At 37.4% G+C, this 26290-nt stretch carries 21 protein-coding genes and 1 pseudogene; 12 read left to right on the top strand and 10 right to left on the bottom strand.

Annotated features, from left to right (window positions below; genetic code table 11):
* The first annotated feature begins 59 nt into the window (after positions 1–59).
* From N824_RS16850 to N824_RS16830, 5 genes are all read left to right on the top strand, one after another.
* Entirely contained in the window at positions 60–779 is a 720-nt protein-coding gene (locus N824_RS16850) for a pyridoxine 5'-phosphate synthase (RefSeq protein ID WP_048906317.1), read from the top strand.
* A gap of 18 nt (positions 780–797) precedes the next feature.
* Entirely contained in the window at positions 798–1367 is a 570-nt protein-coding gene (locus tag N824_RS16845; RefSeq protein ID WP_048906316.1) for a hypothetical protein, read from the top strand.
* A gap of 48 nt (positions 1368–1415) precedes the next feature.
* Complete coding sequence (gcvP, locus tag N824_RS16840; RefSeq protein WP_048906315.1) at positions 1416–4292, top strand: aminomethyl-transferring glycine dehydrogenase; 2877 nt, start codon at positions 1416–1418, stop codon at positions 4290–4292.
* Positions 4293–4403: 111 nt separating this feature from the next.
* Positions 4404–4997 (top strand): YceI family protein, encoded by a 594-nt coding sequence (locus tag N824_RS16835; protein ID WP_048906365.1) that lies wholly within the window; start codon positions 4404–4406, stop codon positions 4995–4997.
* Between the two features lie 126 nt (positions 4998–5123).
* Positions 5124–5528, top strand: coding sequence for a response regulator (locus tag N824_RS16830; protein ID WP_048906314.1), 405 nt, complete (start codon positions 5124–5126; stop codon positions 5526–5528).
* Here the strand turns inward: N824_RS16830 and N824_RS16825 are convergent.
* Complete coding sequence (locus tag N824_RS16825) at positions 5525–6292, bottom strand: MBL fold metallo-hydrolase (protein WP_048906313.1); 768 nt, start codon at positions 6290–6292, stop codon at positions 5525–5527. The genes N824_RS16830 and N824_RS16825 overlap by 4 nt on opposite strands.
* 147 nt (positions 6293–6439) lie before the next feature.
* Here N824_RS16825 and recJ point away from each other — a divergent pair, with 147 nt between their 5' ends.
* The 4 genes from recJ to N824_RS16805 all read left to right on the top strand — a co-directional run bounded on the left by recJ (position 6440) and on the right by N824_RS16805 (position 10920).
* Positions 6440–8143 carry a single-stranded-DNA-specific exonuclease RecJ gene (gene recJ, locus N824_RS16820; RefSeq protein WP_048906312.1) on the top strand — a complete coding sequence of 568 codons (1704 nt, stop codon included), beginning with the start codon at positions 6440–6442 and terminating at the stop codon, positions 8141–8143.
* Positions 8144–8152: 9 nt separating this feature from the next.
* Positions 8153–8887 carry an LPS export ABC transporter ATP-binding protein gene (lptB, locus tag N824_RS16815; RefSeq protein WP_048906311.1) on the top strand — a complete coding sequence of 245 codons (735 nt, stop codon included), beginning with the start codon at positions 8153–8155 and terminating at the stop codon, positions 8885–8887.
* 20 nt (positions 8888–8907) lie between these two features.
* The gene (locus N824_RS16810; protein ID WP_048906310.1) at positions 8908–10419 is read left to right on the top strand and encodes a GH3 auxin-responsive promoter family protein; all 1512 of its coding nucleotides are present in this window, start codon (positions 8908–8910) and stop codon (positions 10417–10419) included.
* Between the two features lie 72 nt (positions 10420–10491).
* Complete coding sequence (locus N824_RS16805; RefSeq protein ID WP_048906309.1) at positions 10492–10920, top strand: CBS domain-containing protein; 429 nt, start codon at positions 10492–10494, stop codon at positions 10918–10920.
* Between the two features lie 107 nt (positions 10921–11027).
* On the opposite strand, the gene N824_RS16800 is transcribed toward N824_RS16805, so the two are convergent.
* Together N824_RS16800 and N824_RS30320 are read right to left on the bottom strand one after the other, a co-directional pair.
* Positions 11028–13067: a M13 family metallopeptidase gene (locus N824_RS16800; protein WP_052334174.1), complete on the bottom strand. Its 2040-nt coding sequence runs from the start codon at positions 13065–13067 to the stop codon at positions 11028–11030.
* 131 nt (positions 13068–13198) lie between these two features.
* Positions 13199–13432 (bottom strand): hypothetical protein, encoded by a 234-nt coding sequence (locus N824_RS30320; RefSeq protein ID WP_152542340.1) that lies wholly within the window; start codon positions 13430–13432, stop codon positions 13199–13201.
* A 190-nt stretch (positions 13433–13622) separates the two neighbouring features.
* On the opposite strand from N824_RS30320, the pseudogene N824_RS16795 reads away from it, so the two are divergent.
* From N824_RS16795 to N824_RS16785, 3 genes and pseudogenes are all read left to right on the top strand, one after another.
* Positions 13623–14744 (top strand): annotated as a pseudogene (locus N824_RS16795) (metallophosphoesterase).
* 174 nt (positions 14745–14918) lie between these two features.
* Complete coding sequence (locus N824_RS16790) at positions 14919–15797, top strand: sterol desaturase family protein (protein ID WP_048906307.1); 879 nt, start codon at positions 14919–14921, stop codon at positions 15795–15797.
* Between the two features lies 1 nt (position 15798).
* A complete protein-coding gene (locus N824_RS16785) occupies positions 15799–16656 on the top strand; it encodes an alpha/beta fold hydrolase (RefSeq protein WP_048906306.1) in 858 nt (285 codons plus the stop codon).
* Here the strand turns inward: N824_RS16785 and N824_RS16780 are convergent.
* The 7 genes from N824_RS16780 to N824_RS16750 all read right to left on the bottom strand — a co-directional run bounded on the left by N824_RS16780 (position 16640) and on the right by N824_RS16750 (position 26230).
* A complete protein-coding gene (locus N824_RS16780) occupies positions 16640–17176 on the bottom strand; it encodes an NADPH-dependent FMN reductase (RefSeq protein ID WP_048906305.1) in 537 nt (178 codons plus the stop codon). The genes N824_RS16785 and N824_RS16780 overlap by 17 nt on opposite strands.
* A gap of 9 nt (positions 17177–17185) precedes the next feature.
* Complete coding sequence (locus N824_RS16775; protein ID WP_048906304.1) at positions 17186–18076, bottom strand: pirin family protein; 891 nt, start codon at positions 18074–18076, stop codon at positions 17186–17188.
* 166 nt (positions 18077–18242) lie between these two features.
* Entirely contained in the window at positions 18243–19841 is a 1599-nt protein-coding gene (locus tag N824_RS16770; protein ID WP_048906303.1) for a SusD/RagB family nutrient-binding outer membrane lipoprotein, read from the bottom strand.
* A gap of 19 nt (positions 19842–19860) precedes the next feature.
* Positions 19861–23205 (bottom strand): SusC/RagA family TonB-linked outer membrane protein, encoded by a 3345-nt coding sequence (locus tag N824_RS16765; protein ID WP_235207165.1) that lies wholly within the window; start codon positions 23203–23205, stop codon positions 19861–19863.
* Positions 23206–23321: 116 nt separating this feature from the next.
* Positions 23322–24392 (bottom strand): FecR family protein, encoded by a 1071-nt coding sequence (locus tag N824_RS16760; protein WP_048906302.1) that lies wholly within the window; start codon positions 24390–24392, stop codon positions 23322–23324.
* A gap of 167 nt (positions 24393–24559) precedes the next feature.
* A complete protein-coding gene (locus N824_RS16755) occupies positions 24560–25114 on the bottom strand; it encodes an RNA polymerase sigma factor (protein ID WP_048906301.1) in 555 nt (184 codons plus the stop codon).
* Between the two features lie 105 nt (positions 25115–25219).
* Positions 25220–26230 (bottom strand): LacI family DNA-binding transcriptional regulator, encoded by a 1011-nt coding sequence (locus N824_RS16750; RefSeq protein WP_048906300.1) that lies wholly within the window; start codon positions 26228–26230, stop codon positions 25220–25222.
* Between the last annotated feature and the right edge of the window lie 60 nt (positions 26231–26290).

Raw genomic sequence — 26290 nt, 5'->3', positions numbered from 1 at the left:
ATACAGAAATTTTTTACCTTTACCAGCACTTTACATTTTGGGCTTACATCATTCAATTTATGACAAAACTTTCAGTAAACATCAATAAAATAGCAACCCTCCGTAATAGTCGTGGGGGAAACAACCCGGACCTGGTTAAAGTAGCATTGGATTGTGAACGCTTTGGTTCGGAAGGGATAACAGTACACCCAAGACCTGATGAAAGGCACATCAGATATCAGGATGTTTTTGATTTGAAAGCAACAATAGCCACAGAATTTAATATAGAGGGTAATTGCAGAGAGCAAAAGTTCGTTGATCTGGTTTTAGCAAATAAACCGGCCCAGGTAACCCTTGTTCCTGATGCCGAAGGTCAAATTACTTCCAACCATGGATGGGATACCATTAAACATAAAGACTACCTGAAAGAAATGGTTTATCTATTTAAATCTGCCGGAATCCGTGTTTCCATCTTTGTAGATCCAGTAGTGGAGATGGTGGAGGCAGCCGCGGAAAGTGGAACCGACAGAATTGAACTCTACACTGAGGCTTATGCCCACAATTATTACGACAACAGAGAGAAAGCCATTTTACCATACATCGCAGCTGCACATAAAGCCAATGAGATAGGCCTGGGTATTAATGCGGGACACGATTTAGATTTACACAACCTAAAATATTTTGCTGAAAGCATTCCGGGTTTATTAGAGGTTAGTATTGGCCATGCATTAATTAGTGATGCCCTCTATTTAGGTTTAGAAAACACCATTCAATTATATCTTAAGCAATTGAAACATTAATCTGAAAATGCTCACACTATGAAAAACGCTACATTATTAACTATAGCAGCAACATTGATTTTCTTTATATCATCATGTAAAAGTGGTGGTAATTTAGACGAGGGCACAGCCGAGGATGTAATATCAGCACATCTGAAAGCGAATCCTGAGTACGAGAGCACTAAAATAAATATTGGAGAAATTAAGTTCAGAAGTAAAAACGATCAACTGGAGTTACAAAAGTATAAGGCTCTGGAGGAAAAAGGACTTGTTGAAATTGAACTTCAGAATCAAAAAAAGAAGTTCTTATCTAAAGACAGTGTATACTTCTATTTAATTACACTAACAGATAAATCAAAACCTTACATTATTAAGCACGACACACATAATGCTACCGTAAGGGCCGTTAATTATGTGCTTGATGACGAGAAACCAATTACGCTTATAAAAGGCGACTCAAAAATAGCGCGTGTTACCGTTTCACTCAAAAAAGAAATGACTGATTTCTCGATATTCTTTAAAGATAAAAACGTTGGCAGCAACTTCATTACCAAAACTTATAAGTTGAAGCTTAAGAAAGAAGTGGGCTGGATATTAGTTGGTGGTTAAAAGGCTATTTTTTTATTACCTTTGCGCAACTTTTTATTCAAAGAATACATGAGCTTAAACATTCATTACCAAGAAGACTTTAAAGACCGCCACATTGCGCCTAATACAGATGACACAAACGCAATGCTAACCACGCTTGGCGTTGGTTCTGTTGACGAATTAATAGAACAAACTGTTCCCCAAAAGATCAGATTGAAACAACCGTTAAATTTGCCAAAAGCAAAATCTGAAACAGATTACCTGAGCAGCTTAAGACAAACTGCTTCTTTAAACAAAGTTTTCAAATCATATATCGGTCAGGGATATTATGATACTTTAACTCCTGGAGTAATTTTACGTAACGTAATGGAAAATCCGGGATGGTATACTCAATACACTCCTTACCAGGCTGAAATTGCACAAGGTCGTTTACAGGCTTTGTTGAATTTCCAGACGATGGTTATCGACCTTACCGGTATGGAAATAGCAAACGCATCACTTCTTGACGAAGGTACTGCTGCTGCTGAGGCCATGTTTATGCAATATAGCCTGCGCAAAAATCAACAGGCAACTAAATTCTTTGTTTCTGAATTGTTATTCCCTCAGACAATCGACATTTTAAAAACCCGTGCAAATCCTTTTGGAATTGAATTGGTAATTGGTGCTCATGAGTTATTTGAGCTAAATGAAGAATTCTTTGGAGCAATTATTCAATATCCTGCCGGAAACGGTGAAGTATTTGATTATACTGGTTTTGCTCAAAAAGCACACGAAAAGAATGTTAAAGTTACAGTTGTTGCCGACCTACTTAGCTTAACCTTATTAACTCCTCCGGGAGAGTGGGGAGCTGACGTTGTAGTCGGAACAACGCAACGTTTTGGTGTACCAATGGGATTTGGTGGACCGCATGCAGCGTTCTTTGCAACTAAAGATGAATATAAACGGTCCATTCCCGGACGTATTATTGGTGTAACCATCGATAGTAATAACAACTATGCCTTACGCATGGCTTTGCAAACAAGAGAGCAGCATATCCGCAGAGATAAAGCAACTTCCAACATTTGTACTGCACAGGCGCTATTGGCTATTATGGCTGGTTTTTACGCTGTTTATCATGGCCCTAAAGGATTAAAGCTTATCGCAGAGCGTACACATGGCTTGGCAATTACATTAGCTAAATCACTGGAAAAAATAGGCTACAAGCAGTTAAATAAAGCTTATTTCGACACCATTCAGTTGGACCTTGGCGATTTGATTGATTCTATCCACAGAGAATGCATCGACAATGAGATCAACCTTAACTATAAAGGCAGTGTAGTTACCATCGCTCTTGATGAAACTACCTCAGTTGAAGATATAAAGCTATTAACAAAAATATTCTCAAAAGTAAAAGCAATTGCTGCTGACGCTGTTGAACTGGCTGATGAAAATGTTGAAACCGTAATTCCTTCAAATTTACAACGTACATCTGCATATTTAACCCATCCGGTATTTAATGCGCATCATTCTGAGCACGAAATGTTGCGTTATATAAAATCATTAGAAACTAAAGATCTTTCTCTTTGTCATTCTATGATTGCTTTGGGTTCATGTACAATGAAGCTAAATGCAACAACTGAAATGATTCCGGTTACATGGCCTGAATTTGGTAAAGTACATCCTTTTGCTCCTGCTGATCAGGTAGCTGGATACTATACAGTATTTAATGAGCTAGACAGATGGTTAAGTGAAATTACCGGTTTTGCAGCTATGAGTTTACAGCCAAACGCTGGTGCGCAAGGTGAGTATGCAGGTTTGATGGTAATCAGAGCTTATCATCAGGACCGTGGCGATGCTCATCGTAATATCGCTTTAATTCCTTCATCTGCTCATGGAACCAATCCGGCTTCTGCGGCAATGGCCGGAATGAAGATTGTGGTTGTAAAATCATTAGAAAACGGAAATATTGATGTGGAGGATTTAAAGGCTAAAGCCATTGAACACGCAGCCAATCTTTCTTGTTTGATGGTAACCTATCCTTCTACACACGGTGTATTTGAAGAAAGCATAGTAGATATTTGTAACATCATCCACGAAAATGGTGGTCAGGTTTACATGGATGGAGCCAACATGAATGCTCAGGTCGGTTTAACCAGCCCTGCAAATATTGGTGCCGATGTTTGTCACCTTAACTTGCATAAAACATTCTGTATTCCTCACGGTGGTGGTGGCCCTGGTATGGGTCCGATTGGTGTTGCAAAACATCTTGTTCCTTATTTACCAGGACATGCTGTGGTAGACATCAACAATGATAAATCTATTCATGCAGTTTCTTCGGCACCATGGGGTTCTGCTTCAATTTTGATCATATCTCATGCTTATATAGCAATGATGGGTGGCGAAGGATTAACCAACGCTACAAAATATGCAATACTGAATGCCAATTACATGAAGGCCCGTTTAGAACAACATTACCCTGTACTTTACTCAGGTGCTAATGGCCGTTGTGCACACGAAATGATCTTAGATTGCCGTGGATTCAAAAACTTCGGTATTGAGGTTGTTGACATTGCAAAACGTTTGATGGATTATGGATTTCATGCTCCTACTGTATCTTTCCCGGTAGCGGGAACTTTAATGGTTGAACCAACAGAAAGCGAGCCTAAACATGAGTTAGATCGTTTCTGTGATGCTTTAATTGCCATCAGAAATGAAATAACTGCCGTTGAAACTGGCGAGCTTGATAAAACTGATAACCCACTAAAAAATGCTCCGCATACTGCAGCTGTAGTAACCGGCAATGAGTGGAATCATGGCTATAGCAGACAAACCGCAGCCTTCCCGCTACCTTATGTAGCCGCTTACAAATTCTGGCCATCGGTTGGAAGAGTAAATGATTCATTTGGCGACAGATCATTGGTTTGTGCTTGTCCGCCAATTGAAAGCTACGCAGAAGATCTAGCTTAAAAACTTACCATAGGTCAATTTAGGCGGTTAAACCTTTTGATACATTTGTCTTATAAAATGTATCAAAAGGCTAAAACAGACCTTAGTATTAAAAAATTAAATAAGAATACAATGAAATTAAAAATCACTTCACTGGCATTACTTCTAATAGTATTTGTCTCTTCGGCATTTATTGCTCCTGTGTTTAAGGCAACTACCTATAAGGTGGACGTTGAGAAATCATCATTAACATGGGTTGGCAAAAAACTTACAGGCAGCCACAATGGAACTATCGATCTTCAGTCAGGAAGTTTAATTTTCAATGATAAAAAACTGGCAGGTGGCAATTTCACTATAAATATGGCAACGATTAAAGATGCCGACAAAAGTGAGAAGTTAGAAGGCCATTTAAAGGCCGATGACTTTTTTGGGGTTGATAAATTTGCAACCTCTTCTTTTGTAATTAAAAAGATTGCAAATACAGGAGCAAACACTGCAAATGTAACAGGAAATCTTACCATTAAAGGGATCACAAATTCTATCACTTTCCCTGCGACTATTGCCTGGAACGCTGACGGATCTGTAACTGCCACCGCTGAAAAAGTTACTGTCGACAGAACTAAATTTGGTATTAAATTTAGATCAAAAGGAATGTTCCCTGATGTTGGCGATAAAATGATCTATGATGATTTTGAGCTGGCTATCAAGCTTGTAGCTAAAAAATAAAAAAATACGGATTAAAAAGGCCATTATTCATTTAATGGCTTTTTTTTTGCTTTATTTATATGCATGTTAAAACATTCAAATATGTTTTAATTTTGGACTTAACATTTTCCGCTCTCTACGAAATTTATGGCAAACTTTAGAATCAATATGCTTGTTATTGATGATGATGACATCAATATATTTATCATAAAAAAAGTGATAGAGAAAACAGGCTATGAGGTAGATATGATTTCGAAGAGTAATGGCCAATTAGCTGTAGATTATTTATCCAGCATCGCTAATAATGTAGAAATTTTTCCACACATTATTCTGGTAGATATCAATATGCCTGTTCTTAATGGCTGGGAATTTCTGGAAGTCTATGAAAAACTTAATATCCAGCGCCAAAAGGTTTTCTTGTATATGCTTTCTTCATCTGTTTATGAGTATGACATCGAGAAAGCTAAAGGATTCAAAGCCGTTGATGGATTTATTTCTAAACCATTAACTATTGAAAGACTCAAGGAGCTTTTACAAGTAGTTACTCCTTAGCTTATTTTAAACTGTCCATCGGTATAGGTAATATAGCCGGTAGCTTTACTTTTTGCATGATAAAAAAGACAGTTCCAATTTTCTTCTGCTGCTTTTTTACCAAACTCTTCTCTAAGTTCCATTGCTTTCCGACCATCAAAATCATACTTGGCAATAAACTTCCTTAAAAGCTCTTCTGGTTCCGGCAATACATCACCACCAAAAAATACTTTATCTACGCCATCGTCCAATAAGAATACCTGATGAAATGGGCAGTGCGCTCCTGTTAGTTCATAATTAATCTCATCTGTTAGCTTACCAGAATTTTCAACAAATTTCAGCTGCGCATTACGTTGTAAAAATTCAAATATTTCAGTTTTATAGGATGAAGAAGTATTTATAAAGGCGTTCTCCCACTCTCCATGTTGAATAACATAGGTTGCATGCGGAAAGCTTAATTCCACAGTGCCATCTAACTTGTTATGAACCATACCTCCTGAGTGATCAAAATGCAGGTGAGACATTAAAACCATATCTACGTCCTCAGGATCAAAACCAGCCTTCCTGATATTTTTATGCAAAATCAGCTGCCCATCCTCATCACTATATCCTAAGCCTGTATCGAACAAAACAAGACTATTTTTCAGCTTAACTAAAAATGGCTGTACATGAATAAAAAGAGAGGCGGGGCGATCTTTAGGATTATCTTTTTCGGCATTAAAAGGTATAAATTTTTTAGTAGCGTCTACAGAATAAGATCCTTCGTATAAAGTGAAAACTTGCAATGGCGTAGTTATTAGTAAGAAAATTAAATGATATATTTACAACAATATCATTGCAAAGATAGGGAACCTCCATGAAGTTAACACGCTGGCAATAAAATAAACAGAAGTTTATGCAAGCTTCGCAGAGAAAAAGAAGACAGATATTAGATGAAAAAAAGATGGGTGCAGGCCGTAAAGGGCAATACAGGAACAACAGATTTGCTTGCACAACAATTAAACATAGACAATAGCTTAGCACAAATATTAGTTCAAAGGGGCATTTCTTCCTTTGATATTGCACGTGATTATTTTAGGCCACAGATGTCCCATTTACATGATCCTTTTTTGATGAAGGATATGGATAAAGCCATCGCACGAATTGATGTAGCCCTCGCCAGAAGAGAAAAAATATTAATATATGGAGACTATGATGTTGATGGCACAACATCAGTTGCGCTTGCATTCAGTTTCTTTAGTCAATTTACATCAGACATTGAATATTATATCCCCGATAGACATAAAGAAGGCTATGGCATTTCAACAGCTGGAATTGACTATGCTGCAAAAAATGGCTTTACTTTAATCATTGCTCTTGATTGCGGAATAAAATCTAATGACAAAATTGCTTACGCTAATGGCTTAAATATAGATTTCATTATTTGCGACCACCATTTACCTGGAGATGAACTTCCAGCAGCAATCGCAATACTTGACCCAAAACGTAACGATTGCGCGTACCCTTTTAAAGAGCTTGCAGGTTGCGGTATTGGTTTTAAACTTGCCCAGGCGTATTGCTACACGCATCAGTTACCAGCAGAAAAATATGAGCAGTACATTGACTTAGTAATGGTAAGTATTGCGGCAGATATTGTTCCTGTAATTGATGAAAACAGAATCCTTGCATATCATGGTTTAATTAAGTTAAATGCTAAGCCTTGTATTGGGTTAAAGGCCTTAATGGAAATTTCGGGGAAGAGCAAGGATTATACACTTACAGACGTAGTGTTTACACTAGCCCCCCGTATAAATGCGGCAGGAAGAATGGACCACGCATCGGAAGCTGTTAAAATGCTACTTTGTACAGAAAGCGCTCTGGCTGAGGAACAGAGTTTATTTATCAATTTACAAAATACAGACCGCAAAACATCCGATCAGAACATCACGGCAGAAGCACTTGCTTTGATTGAAGAATGTGACATCCTCGTTAATAAAAAAACAACGGTAGTGTATCATGAAAGCTGGAATAAGGGTGTAATTGGTATTGTTGCATCCAGATTGATCGAAAAATACTACCGGCCAACGGTAGTACTTACAGCCTCAAATGGATTACTTACTGGTTCAGCCAGATCCGTTGCAGGATTTGATCTATACGAAGCATTGCTAGGTTGCCAGGACCTTTTGGTCCAGTTTGGCGGCCATAAATTTGCTGCCGGGCTAACTATAAAACCAGAAAACGTTCAATTATTTTCCGATCGTTTTGAAAATATCGTTGCTTCAACTATTACCGATGATTTATTAAGCCCCGAAATAAATATTGATGCAGAAATTCAATTTCAGCAAATAGATGGTAAATTTCAACGTATTGTAGCGCAAATGGCCCCATTTGGCCCGCTCAATACAGCACCGGTTTTTGTTTCACATAATGTATATATTACGGGAAAACCTTACGTTGTAGGTATAAAACATTTAAAATTAAATTTAAAACAACAAAATTCCACTATTTTTGAAAGCATTGGATTTGGATTAGCAGAGTATGAATCGCTTTTGCAACCAAACCAACCCTTCTCTGTTTGTTATACAGTGGAAGAAAATATATGGAAAGATCAACGGCGCTTGCAACTAAACATTAAAGCGATAGAAATTGATAACTAATATAATTAGATGATATTAAGAGCTGAAAATCTGATAAAAAAATATAAGCAACGTACTGTTGTTAATGACGTTTCATTTAGTGTTAGTCAGGGTGAAATTGTTGGTTTACTAGGCCCAAATGGAGCTGGAAAAACCACTTCTTTTTACATGATTGTAGGGCTGATTAAACCAAATGAGGGTACAATATATTTAGATGAAGAGGACATCACTACTGACCCAATGTACCGAAGAGCACAAAAAGGTATTGGATACTTAGCTCAGGAAGCTTCAGTTTTCAGAAAACTTTCGGTGGAAGATAATATCATGGCCATTTTAGAAATGACTAAAATGGGCAAAGAAGAACGCCATGAGCAACTGGAAGAACTGATTACCGAATTTAGCTTGCACAAGGTACGTAAGAACCGTGGCGACCTGCTTTCAGGAGGAGAACGCAGAAGAACAGAAATTGCCAGGGCTCTTGCAGCTAGTCCAAATTTCATTTTATTGGACGAGCCCTTTGCAGGAGTAGACCCTATTGCTGTTGAAGAAATTCAGACCATCGTAGCTAAACTAAAACAAAAAAACATAGGTATTCTGATTACCGACCACAACGTACAAGAAACTTTATCGATCACAGACAGAGCTTATTTACTATTTGAGGGCAAAATCCTTGAATCAGGCACTCCAGAAGTACTCGCTGCCAATGAAATGGTAAGACGGGTTTACTTAGGCTCTAATTTCGTATTACGAAGTAAAAACTTATAATTCACTACTTAAAAAAAAGCATGGCAATTGTAAATTCAATTTTTACCTGGTATATGAAAAAGCGCGTTCACCAGATTGAGCTTTTTATGAAGTACCCACATGACGTACAGGAAGAATGGTTTCAAAAACTAATTTCCAGTGCTGAGGATACTGAATGGGGAGAAAAATATGATTACCGTACTATTGAGACCCCTAAGCAATTTAAAGAACGTGTTCCCTTACAGAATTATGATACGTTAAAACCATATATAGAAAGGATGCTAAAAGGAGAACAAAACATTCTCTGGCCGTCTGAAATTAAATGGTTTGCCAAATCATCCGGAACAACAAGTGACAGGAGTAAGTTTATTCCCGTATCTGAAGAATCTTTACAGGAATGTCATTTTAAAGGCGGGAAGGACATGCTATCTATTTTCTGTAACAACAGACCTGACAACGAGATTTTTACCGGAAAAGGACTGGTTCTTGGTGGCAGCCATCAAATCAACCAGCTCAATGAAGATTCTTTTTACGGGGACCTTTCGGCAGTGCTGATTAAAAATCTGCCAATGTGGGCAGAATATTACCGTACGCCAAATATCTCCATTGCATTGATGGAAAACTATGAGGAGAAGATGGAAAAAATGGCAGAGGCCACCATCAAAGAGAATGTGACCAATATTGCAGGAGTGCCCACATGGACAATAGTATTGGCTAAAAAGGTACTCGAAATTACCGGCAAAGCCAATTTGCTAGAGGTATGGCCAAATCTTGAGCTTTATATTCACGGAGCAGTAAATTTTAAGCCTTACAGAGAACAGTTTAAAGAACTGATTCCTTGTAATCACATGTATTACCTGGAAACCTATAATGCTTCTGAAGGTTTTTTTGGCATTCAGGATGAAGTAGATTCTGATGAACTTTTACTGATGCTTGATTACGGCATTTACTACGAATTTTTGCCGTTTGAAAAAATTGAGGAAGATAACCCCGATACCTTAACTCTTGAACAGGTAGAACTAAATAAAAACTACGCCATTATTATTTCTACAAATGGAGGCCTTTGGCGGTACATGATTGGAGATACTGTTCAATTCACTAGTTTATCTCCATACCGAATAAAAATAACGGGTAGGACAAAACACTTCATAAATGCTTTTGGAGAAGAGGTTATTATAGACAATGCTGAACAAGCGATTTGTAAAGCCTGCGATGCAACAGGCGCAGTTTTTAAAGATTATACCGCTTGTCCTATTTACTTCAAAGGCGAAGAAGTTGGAGGTCATGAATGGATCATTGAATTTGATCATCAACCAAACGATTTTGAACTTTTTGTAGATGTGCTGGACCAGACTTTAAGAGAAGTGAATTCTGATTATGATGCCAAGAGATTTAAAGATATGGCATTACGCCGCCCTAAAGTACACAATGCTCCTAATAATACTTTTTATAATTGGCTAAAATCGAAAGGCAAACTTGGAGGACAACATAAGGTTCCCAGATTGGCAAATGACAGGAAATATGTAGAGGAAATATTGCCTCTGATGAAATAATATTTTTTTGTACAAGATAATGGTGATTTAATTTTTTTTAGTTAAATTTAAATAGCTAATTCTTAATCGCTTATGAAAACAGTACAACAAATACTTAATACTAAACCTGTACAAATTTTCTCAGTTACAGAAAACTCATCTGTTTTAGAGGCGCTTCAATTGATGATGGAAAAGAATGTAAGTGCACTGCTTATTCTTGAAGATCATAAGCTACAGGGTATATTTACAGAAAGAGATTATGCACGGAAGATCATATTGTATGGGAAATCGTCGGCCGGCACTCCGATAAAAGAGGTAATGACAGCCAATCCAATCACTATTGTGCCAACGGACAGCATAGACCTGTGCATGCAAATCATGACGGACAAACATATCAGGCATTTACCGGTAATGCAGGACAATCAATTACTTGGAATGGTTTCAATAGGTGATGTGGTTAAATTCATCATTGCAGACCAAAAACAAACCATATCTCAGCTAGAAAGCTATATCAGTAGTTAAAGAACTTTATCAATCTAATATTAACTGCAATCTCAATTAAATTGAAAAGCTCGTATCATGATTAATGATACGAGCTTTTCTTCTATGCTGACTCTTTGCTACATCCTTTACCAGATTTTAACTCTTTTCTCTGGTGCCAAGTATAAAGAATCCGTTGGTTTTACATTAAATGCAGTATAAAACTCCGGTATGTTCCTAACTACACCATTAACCCTAAACTTAGCAGGGGAATGAGGATCTGTGCCGACTTGATTCCTTAAAGCCTCGTCTGTAGATTTATTTAACCATACCTGAGCCCACCCAAGGAATACCCTTTGCTCACCGGTAAATCCATCCATAACCGGCCCTGGTTTACCATTTAAGCTTGTATTATAGGCTTTCAGCGCAATACTCAATCCTCCGAGGTCTCCGATATTTTCACCAAGTGTAAAATCTCCATTTACATTCAGATCAGGAAAAACTTTAAACCCAGTGTACTGTGCTTTTAGAGCACTTGTTCTCTTTTTAAACTCACTTTGATCCTTAGCTGTCCACCAGTTACGCATTGCACCTGTGCCATCAAATGTACTTCCCTGATCGTCGAAACCATGGCCTATTTCATGGCCAATTACCGCACCAATGCCTCCATAATTTACGGCGTCATCTGCAGTCATATCAAAAAATGGCGGCTGAAGGATTGCAGCAGGAAAAACAATCTCATTCATACTAGGATTATAATATGCATTAACGGTTTGCGGCGTCATCCCCCATTCTGTACGATCAACAGGTTTACCTAGCTTATTAAAAGTGCGATTGTACTCGAACTCTGTAGATCGTTTTTCATTACCGAACAAATCGTTCTTCGCGATTCTAAGTTTGCCATAATCTCTCCATTTATCAGGATATCCAATTTTTGGAGTGAATTTATTTATTTTTTCCAGTGCTTGTTTTTTAGTTTCTGCACCCATCCAATCAAGCTCTTTAATACTCGTCTCGTATGCTTTMAATAGATTRCCAACCAGTTTAAGCATGCGTTCCTTTGCTGCAGGCGGGAAATGTTTCTCCACATATAGTTTACCAACTACCTCGCCCAAGTTCCCGTTAACTACATCAACAGCTCTGCGCCATTGAGGCTTCTGTTCCTTAACACCATATAAAGTTTTAGCATAGAAATTGAAATTCTCCTGATCAAGCGCTGTGTTCAAAGAAGTTGCAGAGCTTGTGACAGCACTCCATTTCAGATAATTTTTCCAGGTATCGAGCGGCGTATTCTTCAAAATGGCATTTAAATCTTTAGTATATGCTACCTGGCTAATAATTAAGGTGTCATGATTCTTAACTCCTGCCTCTGTTAGCAATGTGTTCCAATCAAAATCAGGAGTTAAAGTGCTCAGATTTTTAATTGGAAAACTGTTATAAAGGCCAGCCATATTTCTAGTTTCTTCCTTCTTCATTTGCTTTGAGGCGATCAGTGTTTCGAGCCCCATTATCTGAGCAGATTTAGTTTTTGCATCAGGAATTCCGGCAAGAGTTAACATCTTTTCAATATGGGCCACGTATTTAGCGCGGATATCTGCAGATTTTGCATCCTTTAACGAATAATACTCACGATCTGGTAAACCCAAACCCCCTTGCCAGGTATAAAGCATATACTTTCTGGGATCTTTCAGATCTTCAGCAACACTTAAATTGAAAGGAACCATATAGCCTATCTTATTAGCATAGGCAAAATAAGAGGCCAAATCTTTTCCTGAAGCGATAGCATCTATTTTTTTGAATTCGGCATTTAAAGGCGACAGGCCAATAGAATCACGAACCTTCGTGTTCATATAAGATTCATAAAAATCGCCAATTTTCTGTTCATCAGAACCCTCTGCAGGATTTCCCTTTGCAGCATTCTCTATTATCGCTTTAACATCTTCCTGCGCTTTATCGTTCACCATAGCCCCAACACCATATGAGGCCTTATCCGAAGGGATCTTTGTCTTTTTCATCCAGGTGCCGTTCACATAGGCCGTAAAATTATTCCCCGGTGCCACGGTAGTATCCATATTTTTAAGGATAAGACCTGAATGCAGTTCTTGCTTTGGTTCCGAATTGTTGCAGGATGCCATCAGCAGTAAAGAGCAGGCCGCAAAAGGGATACTGAAAGATTTTTTAATTTTCATTTATCTAAGAATTTATGAATAAGAAATAAGTGTTAAACCAAATTTAACAAAAGATTACTACCTAACTTCTATATAATCCATAATATCTTAGTTACTTTATCCCAACACAACTCTCTCCTTATACTTCAAAATCAGGTACTCCACTTAAATTCATTTACCAATTGCTTTAAATCTGCATCGGTTATCTGAGAGGGATTTGAAAATTGTTTTTCAAGTAAATGTTGAGGAACATTCAATGACCCGTTATTTGTTCTGATAATTGCACCGGAATCTGTGTATTTATGAGCGTAAAATTCGCCGATCATTGGATCTAACGCTGTGAGTCTGATCAGTAATTCGTAAAGTACGTATAGAGGTGTTGTCACTGCGCAAATATAAATTAACTGCATTTTAATATGCAATTATCATTATGTTAACATAACCAAAACCCTTAACAATAGTTTTATCACAATTGTTCCTGATAAGGCTACATTACCATTTTTGATAATAATCAATTTTTAATGCTGACTTAATATTAGCGTCCTAATTTTATGGTAATCACCAAACGTTAAGATTATGATCAGCACAAAGATTCTGTACAATGCTGTTTTTAAAACAGATCAGGTAGATGACCTTGATAAATTTCAACCTTTGCCTGAACCAACCGSTMNTTNCCSMTACCGATTAAATCTTGGAAACCGCTTAAATGAAACAGCACCTGGAAAAATGGTTTTTCATATGGTTGGTGATACTGGCGGATTGAAATCTGCCGATGCTCAGAAACAAGTAGCAGGGAAGATGGCTGAGCAATACTTATGCGCAACAAATGAACACGACAGACCAGCATTCTTATACCACCTTGGAGATATTGTATATCACTATGGCGAAGCAGAGCAGTATGATGAGCAGTTTTTAAAACCATTCGAAACCTACCCGGGTCCTATTTATGCCATTGCCGGCAATCATGACACAGATATAAATCCAGACTGCGATTTACATTACGAAAGTCTTGAAGCATTTTACGCTGCTTTTTGCAATACTTGCCCTAAAACAATTTATTTTGGTACCGACAGCAATAGAAAAAGTCAGGTTCAGCCTCATGTATTCTGGACAATGGAATCGCCTCTAGCCACAATAATTGGCCTTCATACAAATGTCCCTAAATATGGCCACATTACTAAGGAACAAAAAAACTGGTTTGTTAAAGAGTTACAAAATGCCGCCACTCTCCGTTCTGATAAGGCCATAATTGTTTGCATGCACCATGCTCCTTATTCTGCAGATACAAATCATGGATCGAGCAAATCAATGATAGAGTTTCTGGAAACTGCTTTTAAAGATGCTGGTGTAAAACCAGACATTATTTTTAGCGGACACGTACATAATTACCAACGCTTTAGTAAGCAATATGAAGATGGAAAAACACTCCCATTTATTGTTGCAGGAGCCGGTGGTTTTGACGAATTACACCAACTTGCAGATCCTTACGACGGCAATTACTGCGCTAAAAGTGATTTATTTAGTAAGGTTCAGCTTGATAGCTATTGCGACAACAGGCATGGCTTTTTAAAAGTATCGATCGAAAAAACACCTTTTAGTTTCACTATCCAAGGTGAATATTATACCGTTCCAAGTTTAAGTACTGATGAAGAAGCTACTTTATTTGATAGATTCTCCATTGACCTGACCGGAAGGTAATAAAACTCAGTCTTTTAGAGTAAAAGTATTGATTATGACACTCTAAGGACAGCTATTTCTATAAAAATAAGGAATTTTGATTTGTTTAAATCATTACTGCTTAAACGGTGTTTATGCTTATAGTATTGAATTTTAAGCATTATTAATTCCGTAAATTTATAGAAAGCCCTCAAGATGACAGATTTGGATAAAAGTATAACGGTTGGAACACTATTTGGTTTCGTTATATTACTTACCTTGTTTGAAATGTACTTTAGTTACGTCCATGATAAAAAACATTATCAGAGACGTGACACACTTGCTAATGTTTATCTGATGGCCAGCGCCTTTGTAGTCAATATCCTTACAAAGGCAGGAACTTTTATGTTACTTCAATACTTCTATCTTCATTATCGTTTGTTCCAAATTTCAAACGTGGTGATTTATTGGATCGTACTAATTCTTGCTCAAGACTTTTTATACTGGTTTTTACATTACACCGGCCATTATGTTCGGCTCTTTTGGGCCATGCACGTTACGCATCACTCATCTGAACATTTCAATCTTACCACAGGTTTCAGGTCTACGGTATTTGAGCCCTTATACAGAGTTTTCTTCTATCTTCCTCTGGCATTAATGGGATTTAATGCTTTTGATATTCTTTTTGCCTATCTGGTTACTCAAATCTATGGCAATATAGTACATACTCAATACGTGGGGAAATTACATCCAATAATTGAATACTTTTTTGTTACACCTTCACATCATCGTGTTCATCATGCAAGTAATGTACGCTACCTTGACAAGAATATGGGTATGGTATTAATCCTATGGGATCGCATATTCGGGACATTCCAGGCAGAAGTACCAGAGGAAGAAATAAAGTATGGATTAACAAAGCAGCCAGAATACTCTGGCCCTGTAAATATAATTTTCCATGAATTTATTGCGCTTTATGCCGATGTTAAAAAAGCACCTACATTTAAAGATAAATTAAAGTACATCTTTTACCCTCCAGGATGGAGCCACGATGGCAGTACACAAACGGCAAGGGTAATGCAGCGGGAATTATAAAGTGAAAAACCTAAAACAAATAATCGAAGATATAAAAGTTCAAAGCCACGACCCTGAGCTTTTACAGGCAACGCTCTGGAAATTTATTTGTTACTCCCCAAAAATGCCAAGCCGTTTACATCAGCAAGATCTTTTAAATGCTGCTAAAACCTCCACCTTAAAAGTGTATGACCAGTATTTTAGCAAGTCTGATTTGAACTTTAATTGTTTTAGATGGGGTAACGGTTCCATTAAGGTTTTGCTTACACACGGATGGGGTTCTAAGGCCATCGATTTTAGCGAATTGATAGATGTTTTATTGCTTAATAAAGATATTGAGATATGGGCCTTCGATGCACCGGGAAATGGGAGCTCTGAAGGTGAACTGAGCAACCTGATCCTTTTTGCAGAGGCCATCAAAGAATTCCAAAAAAACTATGGGGCTCCCGATGTAATGATCGGTCATTCACTTGGTGGTATGGCCAATACGTTGGTCCTACAAGAAACATTGCAATTCCCCAAACTCCTGATCAGCATTGCACCGCTGGTTAATCTAACAGAGAATTTCAAATCGTCCATGACGGCTGTAAGCATCCCTGAAAATGTACAACAACGTTTTTTTAGTGAATTCGAAGAGCTTTACCAAATGAGCACCAGTCGCTTTTTATTAAATGATATGTACACTTTTTCTGATGAGGTAAAACACCTGCTCATCTATGAAGTTAACGACTATATATCCCCTGCAGGTTTTATTGAAACATTTCTAGAACAGTACCCAACAATAAATGCTTCGAGGTATGATGATACCACTCATGCTAAAATAATTATTGACCCAAGGGTAATCAAAGAAATAAATGCTCTAATTAAAGAGACATTCTAGCTTTTACCTCACTGATTTTAGAAAGATGTGTTTCAAGAAGTTCAGAATTTGAGATGCCTGTTTCCTGGTCAAAGTTTTGATGAAAGGAAGGAAGCGAAAAGGTTGTCAATACCTCCGCCCCTAACTTTGGCAGTCTGATTATCGCTGCATTCATGACATTACCACCTCCAAATCCACCAGGCGAGGCACTCATTAACAACATTGGCTTGTTCTGGAAAAACTTACTGTTGGTACGGGAACACCAATCCATCACATTCTTAAAGGCAGCGCTGTAGCTTCCATTGTGTTCCGCCAGCGAGAGAATAATAAGATCGGTCTCTGATATATGGTCTATTAGCTTATAAGCCTTTTCCGGATACCCGTCATTGGCCTCTCTATCTACAGAGAATAATGGCATTTCGAAATCATTTAAATCTAACAGTGTAACATCATGATCTTTAAAAAAAGAAATGGTGTGGATAACCAATTGCCGATTAATTGATTGGCGACTACTACTTCCTGCGAACGCTAAAATCTTCATTTGATATATTTAGTTTTTAATATTTCTACTTTGTTCCGGCAGGGGAACAAAATCAGTTTCGCCCGGTACCGGGACAAAAGATTGTGAAAGCCATTTTGCCTTTGCTTCTTCAATTCTTTCTCGGGTAGAAGCTACAAAATTCCAGTAAATAAACCGTTCCTCAGAAAAAGGTTCTCCACCAAATATGTATATAATTGAGTTTTCAAGCATAACAAATTCACACAATTTACTGTCTTTAGCCACCAGGAGTTGTTTAGGCTCAAATGTATTTCCTTCGCTTTCAATCCCACCCTCAAGAATATATAGGGCACTTTCGCCAAATAAATCTTTACCTATCTTAACGGTCTGACTTTTAGTAGTTCTCAATTCCAGGAAATAAAGCGGACTATATACCGGTACTGGCGAGAAGTGTCCAAATACATCACCAGCAATAAGTTTAAAATCAATCCCATTTTCTGTCCAGCGTGGAATTTCATCTTCATTAAAATGGAAAAACTCCGGTTCCATCTCTTCAAGGGCTTTTGGTAAAGCAACCCATATCTGAAGCCCATGGAGCATTTTATCAGAGGTTCTTAAATAGGCCGGAGTCCGTTCTGAATGGACAATTCCACTTCCTGCAGTCATCCAGTTTACCTGCCCAGGTTGAATTTCAGTTTCGTTCCCCAAACCATCTTTATGCATTATGGCACCTTCAAAAAGATACGTTAAGGTAGAAAGACCAATATGTGGATGTGGTGGAACATCTAAATTCTCGTGATCGCTTAAACATGTAGGTCCCATGTGATCTACAAAAGCAAATGGGCCAACCATTCTTTTTTCACGAAAGGGCAATAATCTGCCAACCATAAAATTGCCAATGTTACTTGGTCTTTCTTCGATAATCAAGTTAATATTTGACATACTATTTAAATGATTTTAACTGTTCAGATTAAACAGATAGATTTGACGTAATGCACTGTGAATTTACATGAATTAGCTTACTATTACAAGATTTTTAGATAAAATCATAAGGCCCAACAGTAAAATTGAAGGGCCTTATGATTGTTAATAAATAGTTTTTAAGGGGTTATTGTTTATCCCACCATACTCTACCGGATAATTTATCGCCACCCGGCACTGCAGCAGATGCTTCTTTATAATTAACTCCATTACTCACATCTTCCTCTACAGGATATGGGAAACGACGTGGGATAGTCCCTCCAGTTACATTACCAGGATATACAACTGGTGTTAATGCTGGAAATCCGCTTCTACGCCAGTTAGACCAGGTTTCATAAAAATCAAGCATTGTGATGGTATGCAACCAATACTGAGTATTAATTTGTTGTAATCCATTTGCAGGATTATAAGGATTAGCTGTAACAAAATTTGCAGCAACACCATCTGTAATCGCTATTTCAGTATCATATTGACTAAGAAAAGTGATTGCCTTTTTAACACCTTCTGCATAATGATCGGAAGCAGAACCAGCAATCCCCCATCTTTGTGATGCTTCAGCCAATAGTAACTCGCTCTCTGAATAAGTCAATATAAAGGTTAAACCATTCTTTTTTATCATAGCCGGATGTGGCGAAGAATATTCAGGAAATGAAGTAAAAGAAGCATCTTGTCTAATGTCCCGATCGGCAATTCCGCTTAAGTCTTTACCATTTGGCATCCCTTTCTGACCCGCTGGATTGGCACTAAATTCTCCGTTCTGCACTTTGCTCGCCTCATCAGTATATAACTTTATTACTGCAACCTTACCCAAACGAGGATCATTATTACTTTTTAAAGCATCAATAAATGTTTTAGACCATTTAACATAATAATGTTCTTGCCCCCCATCACCATTTAAAACCTGGCTATTTCTGTTTTGAGTAACTCTGGCGCCTGAAACATCATGTCTGACGAAAGCGTTATCATCGTTATTGATCATGGTCTTTCCCACCACCTTTTGGGCATATGCTTTTGCCGTATTTTCGTCAACTTTTGTTAGCCTCATCGCAATACGCAATAAAAGGGAATTACCAAAACGTTTCCATTTTTCTATATTACCCTGATAGATAACATCACCTGTAACTTTGTCTCCATCCACTTTTAGCCCGTTAGTCGCCTCCTCTACTTCCTTCAACAAGTCCATATAAATTGCCTGTTGTTTATCGTATTTTGGGGTAAGGATTCCACTATAAAATCCCATCCCGGCTTCCGAGTAAGGCGCATCTCCATAAAGATCCGTAATGCGTTCAAAGATAAGTGCTTTCCACAAACGGGCTACCTGATGAACATTTCCAAATTTTGGTTTGTCTTTCGTGAATTGTACTACATCAACAATAGGCCTCACCTGCTCTATATATGCCCCAACAGCACTATTACCCCAATAAGCTGAGGTATAACCGGGGTTAAGTAGATATTTGTCTCCTGCCCAATAACTAACAACACTCGAAAGCCCCTGCATCATAGTTGCAGAATAAATTAGGTTTCCCCTCCAGGTATCGTAAGCAAAATCGATACTTCCGGTATAAGTAAGCTGAGCCGTAGTTAAAGTATAATTCGGATCAAAGTTCGTAGGCCCGTAGGCTATTGGATTGGTATTAATTTCTTTAAAATCTTTTGTACAGCTGGTTCCTACTAGAATACCAACAAGTAACATCAGGCTATATTTATATGATATATTCGTTTTCATTGTTCTGGATTTTTAATAATTAAAACTTAACACTTAGGTTTACGCCAAAGGTTCTTACTGGTGGTACACCCCCCAATTCCAATCCTGGAAAGGTAGCATTGTAGCTTGATTCAGGATCGATGTTATCTGTTTTCTTCATCAGAATAAATAGATTTCTTCCAACCAAACTTACATTTAAGCTCTTAATTTTATCATTGAACATTTTTGCGGGAAAATTATAACCCAACGTTAATTGTCTGAATTTGATAAAGCTAGCATCCTGAACAAATTTATGTGACACGTTCTCGGCTGTTGCTTTGTAAAAGTCTGAAGCCGTGGCACCCAGCTTCTCCCTGTTCTCAAGTGTAGCTTTATGCAAACCAAAAAGATAGCCATAGTAATCAGTTGCAGAGAAAAGTTTACCCCCCCATTTACCATCAATCAGGAAAGATAGGGTTACGCCATTGTAGGTAAATTCATTATTCCAACCCGCAAACCATTTATTATAAGCAGAACCATAGCTTTTTAACTCACCTTTATCAGGCGCTCCCAAAGCACCTGTTACAATTTGTCCATTTGCATCATATTTATAATCATAAGCTGTGACCTGAGCGGCAGCTTTACCTGGTATGTTTTGTAAAAACCCTACGCCTGTACGTGAAGTAGCTAGTGATTGGAAGGTCACACCTTCTGCAAGAGAAAGTACCGTATTGTCATTATATGTCCCGTTTAGGGATGAAGTCCAGCTAAATTTCTCATTTTTGACTGCTACTCCTGTAATTAACATTTCCACCCCTTTATTTTCAATTTCGCCAGAATTAAGCACTGCACCTGCATAACCGGTTGTACTCGATGTTGTAACAAAACTGATCTCGTCTTTAGAGCGTTTTTTATACCAGGTTGCATCAAGATTTAAACGATCGTTAAAAAACCTTAATTCAGTTCCTATTTCAAGTTCTGAAGCCTTTGAAGCCTTTAGTTTCGAATTAGGGATATTGATGTTATTAATAATTGCAAGAGGGTTTCCATTTAAACTTTCACTTCTAAAACCATAAGTTAATAAAGTTTGATAAGGATCTGTAGCCTGCCCAACAATAGCATAACCTGCTCTTAATTTACCGAATGATAATGTTTCAGATTTAAGCAATTCTGAGAACACAAATGAACCACTTATTGATGGATAAAAAACGCTTAGCTTATTGTCCCTTCCTGGAGTTGCAAGTGTAGAAAACCAGTCAGATCTGCCACTACCGGTTAAGTAAAGTATATCACGATAAGCGAGTTCCAAAGTACCATACAATGAATGGGTTTCAGATTCAGACTCAACGGATCCAACTGATTTATTTTTTGCATTAAGTATATTGTAAACGCCAAAAACTGCGAAATCAGTTCCATTATTTGTTGTCTGACTAACTCGAGTATTTCTAAAGCTGACCCCAACATTTGGAGTTAAAGTGAAATCATCTTGGACAGTGAATGACTTTCCTACCAAGACATCCGCATTTACATCAGCAAATTTTGTTTTCTGTTCGGCAATTTTTCCCGGCTGATAATAGGCCGTTCCTGAGGGCACTACGTTTTTATAAGTATCATTATAAGAATCCCTTCCAACACGTCCTTGCAAAAACAAACCATTATCAAAAGTATAACGGGCATTGAAAGAGCTGATCAACCTATCTCTTTTAGTATTATTTATAAACTCATTTGCCGCAAACCATGGATTAGTAGCAAAAGGGTTTCCTGTGTTGTATTGAATTTCATTCCCATCAGCATCCTTACCTGCTTTAAGACTATTTACACTAACTGATGTCGGCAAAAATGCGACATTATAGTTTGCATTACCTGCTCCATCCGACAGCATAGGCCTGTTCTTTGCTTGCTCTAAAATGTAATTTGCACGGGCATCTATAGTTAAACGCTTTACGGGTTCGAAAGTACCTACAAGATTAAATGATTGTCTATTTAAGCCCGAGTTTGGAACCACAGAATTGTTATGTACATCATTTGCTGAAAAGCGAATTGCCCCACCGTCAAATGTTTTATTTAAAGCAAGTGTATTAGACCAAGTACCACCATTACGATAAAAATCTTCAATGTTGTTTTTCTGAGCTGAATAAGGCCTTAAAACGCCATCAAACTGAGGGACATTGCTACCGTCTAATTTGGCGCCCCAGCTTGAACCTCCTGCCTGACCAGCTGTAAGAGCATCTTTCGGTTTAATTCCACTAGCACCCTGTCCGTAAACATACTGCCAATCTGTTCTGTCCATGATTTGCTCTACTACATAATTGCTGTTGAAATCAATACTATTCCCTTTTCCACTTTTGGTGGTGATTAGGATAACTCCTGCTTTAGCTCTTGAACCATAAAGTGCCGATGCCGCAGCACCTTTTAACACTGAGATACTTTCGATATCATCAGGATTTAAATTACCCACCGCATCTCCCAGATCCGGTGCGTTATCCCACTGACTACCTGAGTTTCCGTTTGGATTTAAATTATTTAAACCTGTTGGCTTATTTTCCATTGGCACACCATTAATAACATATAATGGCTGATTGTTTTGACTAAGGCTGGAAACACCACGAATGGTTACACTTGTTGCAGAACCCGCACCACCTGAAGTTGAGCTGATGTCCAGACCTGCAACTTTACCTACCAGGGCATTGGCCACATTGTTTTCTCTGGCTTGTGTTAAAGATTCGCCCTGAAGCTGAGAAACAGAATACCCCAGTGCCCTGCGTTCCTTTTTAATACCCAAAGCTGTTACCACAACCTCATTTAACAATTTGGTATCTTCTGTTAATACAACCTGTAGCTCTGTTTTACCATCAACGGCCATTTCTCTTGTTTGGAAACCAGCATATGAAACTACTAGAATTGCATTTGGGAGGGCAGATATTGAGAATTTACCATTTATATCGGTTGATGTTCCTGCGCCGCTTCCTTTGATTCGAACCGTAGCGCCCGGTAAAGGACCACCATTAGAATCTTTAACTGTACCGTTGACTTTAATGTCTTTTTTCCGGCTAATTACAATTAGCCCCGCACCGGAAACAGAATAATTTAAGTTGGTGTTGTTAAATATTACGGCTAAAACATCTGTAACTAAAGTATTTTTTACCGACAATGTAATGTCCTTATTTATAGGAACATTTGACGAACTGTACACAAAATGATAATCACTTTGTTCTTCAATAATCTTCAAAACCTTGCCCAGTTTTGTTTTCGTAACATCTAGTGATATCTTTTGCTGAGAAAAGACAGATGCCGAAACATTGAGACATGTAATAAAAATTATAATACAGATTAGTTTCATTAAAATAATGAATTTTAAGAACATCCTTACATCAGGACGTACTTGCAGTAAGTAATAATTAATCATATTTTTGTTTTTTTGGTTGCTTTAGTATTTGGCAGCAATCTGTTTGCGCATAAAACTGCCAGTGCTTATATCAAAAAAATTATTGGGGCGGTGCGTCAACACCGTCCCTTTCTAATTTATTTAGATATGATAATTTGATTTCCCTTTATTTTATATTTAAAATGCTCTGCATCTTGAAATGCTTTTAATGCCTGATCAATATTTTCATGTTTAAATGTTGCTGTAAAACGGTATTTCTCTACTTCATGATCTTCAAATACAATCTCCACATTGTACCATCTTTCCAAATCCCCTTTAACTTCAGCAAAAGTTTGATCTAAAATCTCCAGCCTGTTTTGCGTCCAGGCCATTTCTACAATTGTGCTGTCGTTAACTTTGGTATATTGATTAATAGCTATTTGCGGATGTACAACTGAAGGTTTTTGTGGTTTGATGTTACTAGGAAGTTCTTCAGCTTTTTTATAAAAAGTAACTTTCTGACTTGGCCTTAAAGTTATAGAACTCCCCTTGGTTCCTTTTCCCTCCATCACAATTAAGCCTTTAATCAGCACTGTTTCAGATGTTGCTTCGCCCGGGTATATTTTAACATTAAAAGAGGTACCAAGAACATTGATGTCAAAATCCTCGGTATGTACCTTAAAGGGCTTATTCTTATTGTGGGTAACATCAAAAAAAGCCTCTCCAACTAAATTAACCTCCCGGTTTTTCTGATTAAAATTCTTATCCAGTGTTAATACACTTTTGGCATTAAGCAAAACCACAGAACCATCCGACAGAGTAATTTTTTTCTTTTCGCCACCTTTTGTACTAAAATGGGTAACCAAACTAGCCTTTGGGATATTTTCTTTAGGGTTATTTTTAAAGATAACCGCAACACCTACCATTAGCAGAACTGCCGCTGCAATTTTCAGCCACATATAATTTTTATGGATAGGGATAATACCAGCCTCATTTTGAGGTTTAATATTATTTTTCAAGAGATTTACCTGTTTATTCAGTGGTTTCTTGTTCCCACTTAATATCACATACAAGCGTTTTGCTTCGGCAATAACTTTCTCTTGCTCAGGATGTGCTTTAATATAATTTTCCCAGTAGGTAATACAAAGTTTATCTGTTCCGGCGCAATATAGCTGGAAGGTATTATCTACTAAAAAGTCTTCAACATTGAAAAGACTACGATCTATCATAACATTTGGCTTTTATAATACCAGTGCCTAAAATGTTATGTTTTTCCTAAGAAAATTTTACTTTTTTTTAATTTACACGAATAAGATTGCTTAATGACATGATTTTACGCGTTAATTGCGCGATCTTTATGATCCAATCAGCGATTGCCCCCCGTCATTAGTCGTTACTAATCTTTCAACTCTTTGCGCAAGATCTTAAGCGCATCATAAATCGTATTGTAAGCAGTTTTAATAGTTTGTTGGGTTTGATCAGCTATTTGTTCATAGCTCAATCCGTCAAAGAATTTTAAATGAATTAATTGCTTTTGCCTGAAGGTTAATTTCTCCAAGGCATTTTTCAGTTTATATCGCACCAGTTCATCGGTCTGAACTTTTACTATAAACTCTTCGTACGACATTTCCATCCACTCACCCTCTGCACCTGCATTTTGCAAGGCATCATTAATTTTACGTTTACGCTCCAGCAGCCGTAAAATCTTACGTTTTAAAAATGTACGCAGGTAAGCGGGCACATTATCAACTCTGTTTAATTGTTCATGTTTTTCCCATATGGTAATAAATACCTGGTCGGTTGCTTCTCCCGCTGTTTCTGCATCACCGCATACACGGATACCAAAATTAACCAGATCATAATAAAGCGCTTTATAAAGATCAAAAAATGCACCGTTATCACCTCCCCTGATACGTTCCCATAATAAATGATGCAAGAGCTTATTCTCCATTTGGTTAATTTAGATTAACACAATGTTAAGAAAATCTAAGGAATATTTACATGATCAGATCTTATTTATTCTTGTTAGTCAATACAATAAATAGAAAGGGACAAATTAGCCGCAAGATGTTGATTCGCGCTTAATCAAGCTGGATTTTAGGATGTGATTTTCATTTGGTTCAAAATACTTTTTATCTAATATTTTGAATAAAATACTAGCTGCTTCTTTTCCAATTTCAAAAGCAGGCTGTTCAATTGTAGTAAGGGATGGATTTAAAAGTGGCGCAGTGTTAAGGTTGGAAAAACTTATAATTTTTAGATCCTTCGGAATATTTAGATTTAACTCGCGGGCAACATAGTAACAAGGCAAAGCAAGATCCTCAATAGAAGAGATAATAGCATCAGGCTTCTGATCAGACACCATGGCTTTTATATTTTCATAATTCTTACTGGTGTTTTTATCATAGTGAACGATCATCTCATCGGTATAAATCATATTATACCTTTCTAATGCTTTCTGGTATCCGGCAAACCTATTTTTGCCAGTTACCAGATTATTAAGCGCAAACAGATAAGCAATCTTTTTACAACCACATTCTATTAAATGACATGTCGCATTGTAAGCACTTTCATAATCATCTGTGGTTATTTTCACAGCATCTATATCTTCAAAAACCCGATCAAAGAAAACAACAGGTATCTTCTTAACCAGTTCTTTAAAATGCTCATTGTTGTTTGTGTTACTCGAAACAGAGATCAATATCCCGTCGACCCTGCCGCTTAAAAGGCTATCAGTAAAAGCAATTTCTGTTTCACTGTTTTCGTGGGTTTGATAAATCAATACATGATAGTCACGTTTTCTGGCTATCTCTTCAATCCCGTTTATGGCCAGTGAGAAGAAATTATTGGCAATCTCAGGAATAATAACTGCTATAGTTTTTGTTTTATGACTGCGGAGGTTACTTGCAGATGGGTTACGTTCATATTTTAATTTCTTAGCCAGGTCCCAAACCTTTTGCTTGGTTTCTAAACTAATTTCATAACTGTCATTTAATGCTTTTGAAACAGTGGCAATAGATATATTTAATTCTTTAGCTAGCGTTTTTACAGTTACAGTTCCCTTCATTTACATTTGAATTTGAAAGTTTTTGCCAATAATGGTGATGTTTTTACTTAAACGTATTCG

The organism is Pedobacter sp. V48 (assembly GCF_000523515.1).
In the GTDB taxonomy this organism is placed as follows: Bacteria; Bacteroidota; Bacteroidia; order Sphingobacteriales; family Sphingobacteriaceae; genus Pedobacter.
The sequence above is the reverse complement of the archived record's forward strand: the minus strand, read 5'-3'. Positions and strand labels throughout refer to the sequence as shown.

Excerpts from the sequence above, each read along its gene's own strand:
- N824_RS16760 (WP_048906302.1), bottom strand. The coding sequence starts at position 24,392 with ATGATAGATCGTAGTCTTTTCAATGTTGAAGACTTTTTAGTAGATAAT.
- N824_RS16850 (WP_048906317.1), top strand. The coding sequence starts at position 60 with ATGACAAAACTTTCAGTAAACATCAATAAAATAGCAACCCTCCGTAAT.
- N824_RS16810 (WP_048906310.1), top strand. The coding sequence starts at position 8,908 with ATGGCAATTGTAAATTCAATTTTTACCTGGTATATGAAAAAGCGCGTT.
- N824_RS16770 (WP_048906303.1), bottom strand. The coding sequence starts at position 19,841 with ATGAAAACGAATATATCATATAAATATAGCCTGATGTTACTTGTTGGT.
- N824_RS16790 (WP_048906307.1), top strand. The coding sequence starts at position 14,919 with ATGACAGATTTGGATAAAAGTATAACGGTTGGAACACTATTTGGTTTC.
- N824_RS16845 (WP_048906316.1), top strand. The coding sequence starts at position 798 with ATGAAAAACGCTACATTATTAACTATAGCAGCAACATTGATTTTCTTT.
- N824_RS16775 (WP_048906304.1), bottom strand. The coding sequence starts at position 18,076 with ATGTCAAATATTAACTTGATTATCGAAGAAAGACCAAGTAACATTGGC.
- lptB (WP_048906311.1), top strand. The coding sequence starts at position 8,153 with ATGATATTAAGAGCTGAAAATCTGATAAAAAAATATAAGCAACGTACT.
- N824_RS16780 (WP_048906305.1), bottom strand. The coding sequence starts at position 17,176 with ATGAAGATTTTAGCGTTCGCAGGAAGTAGTAGTCGCCAATCAATTAAT.
- N824_RS16750 (WP_048906300.1), bottom strand. The coding sequence starts at position 26,230 with ATGAAGGGAACTGTAACTGTAAAAACGCTAGCTAAAGAATTAAATATA.
- recJ (WP_048906312.1), top strand. The coding sequence starts at position 6,440 with ATGAAAAAAAGATGGGTGCAGGCCGTAAAGGGCAATACAGGAACAACA.
- N824_RS16805 (WP_048906309.1), top strand. The coding sequence starts at position 10,492 with ATGAAAACAGTACAACAAATACTTAATACTAAACCTGTACAAATTTTC.
- N824_RS16765 (WP_235207165.1), bottom strand. The coding sequence starts at position 23,205 with ATGATTAATTATTACTTACTGCAAGTACGTCCTGATGTAAGGATGTTC.
- N824_RS16755 (WP_048906301.1), bottom strand. The coding sequence starts at position 25,114 with ATGGAGAATAAGCTCTTGCATCATTTATTATGGGAACGTATCAGGGGA.
- N824_RS16830 (WP_048906314.1), top strand. The coding sequence starts at position 5,124 with ATGGCAAACTTTAGAATCAATATGCTTGTTATTGATGATGATGACATC.
- N824_RS16835 (WP_048906365.1), top strand. The coding sequence starts at position 4,404 with ATGAAATTAAAAATCACTTCACTGGCATTACTTCTAATAGTATTTGTC.
- gcvP (WP_048906315.1), top strand. The coding sequence starts at position 1,416 with ATGAGCTTAAACATTCATTACCAAGAAGACTTTAAAGACCGCCACATT.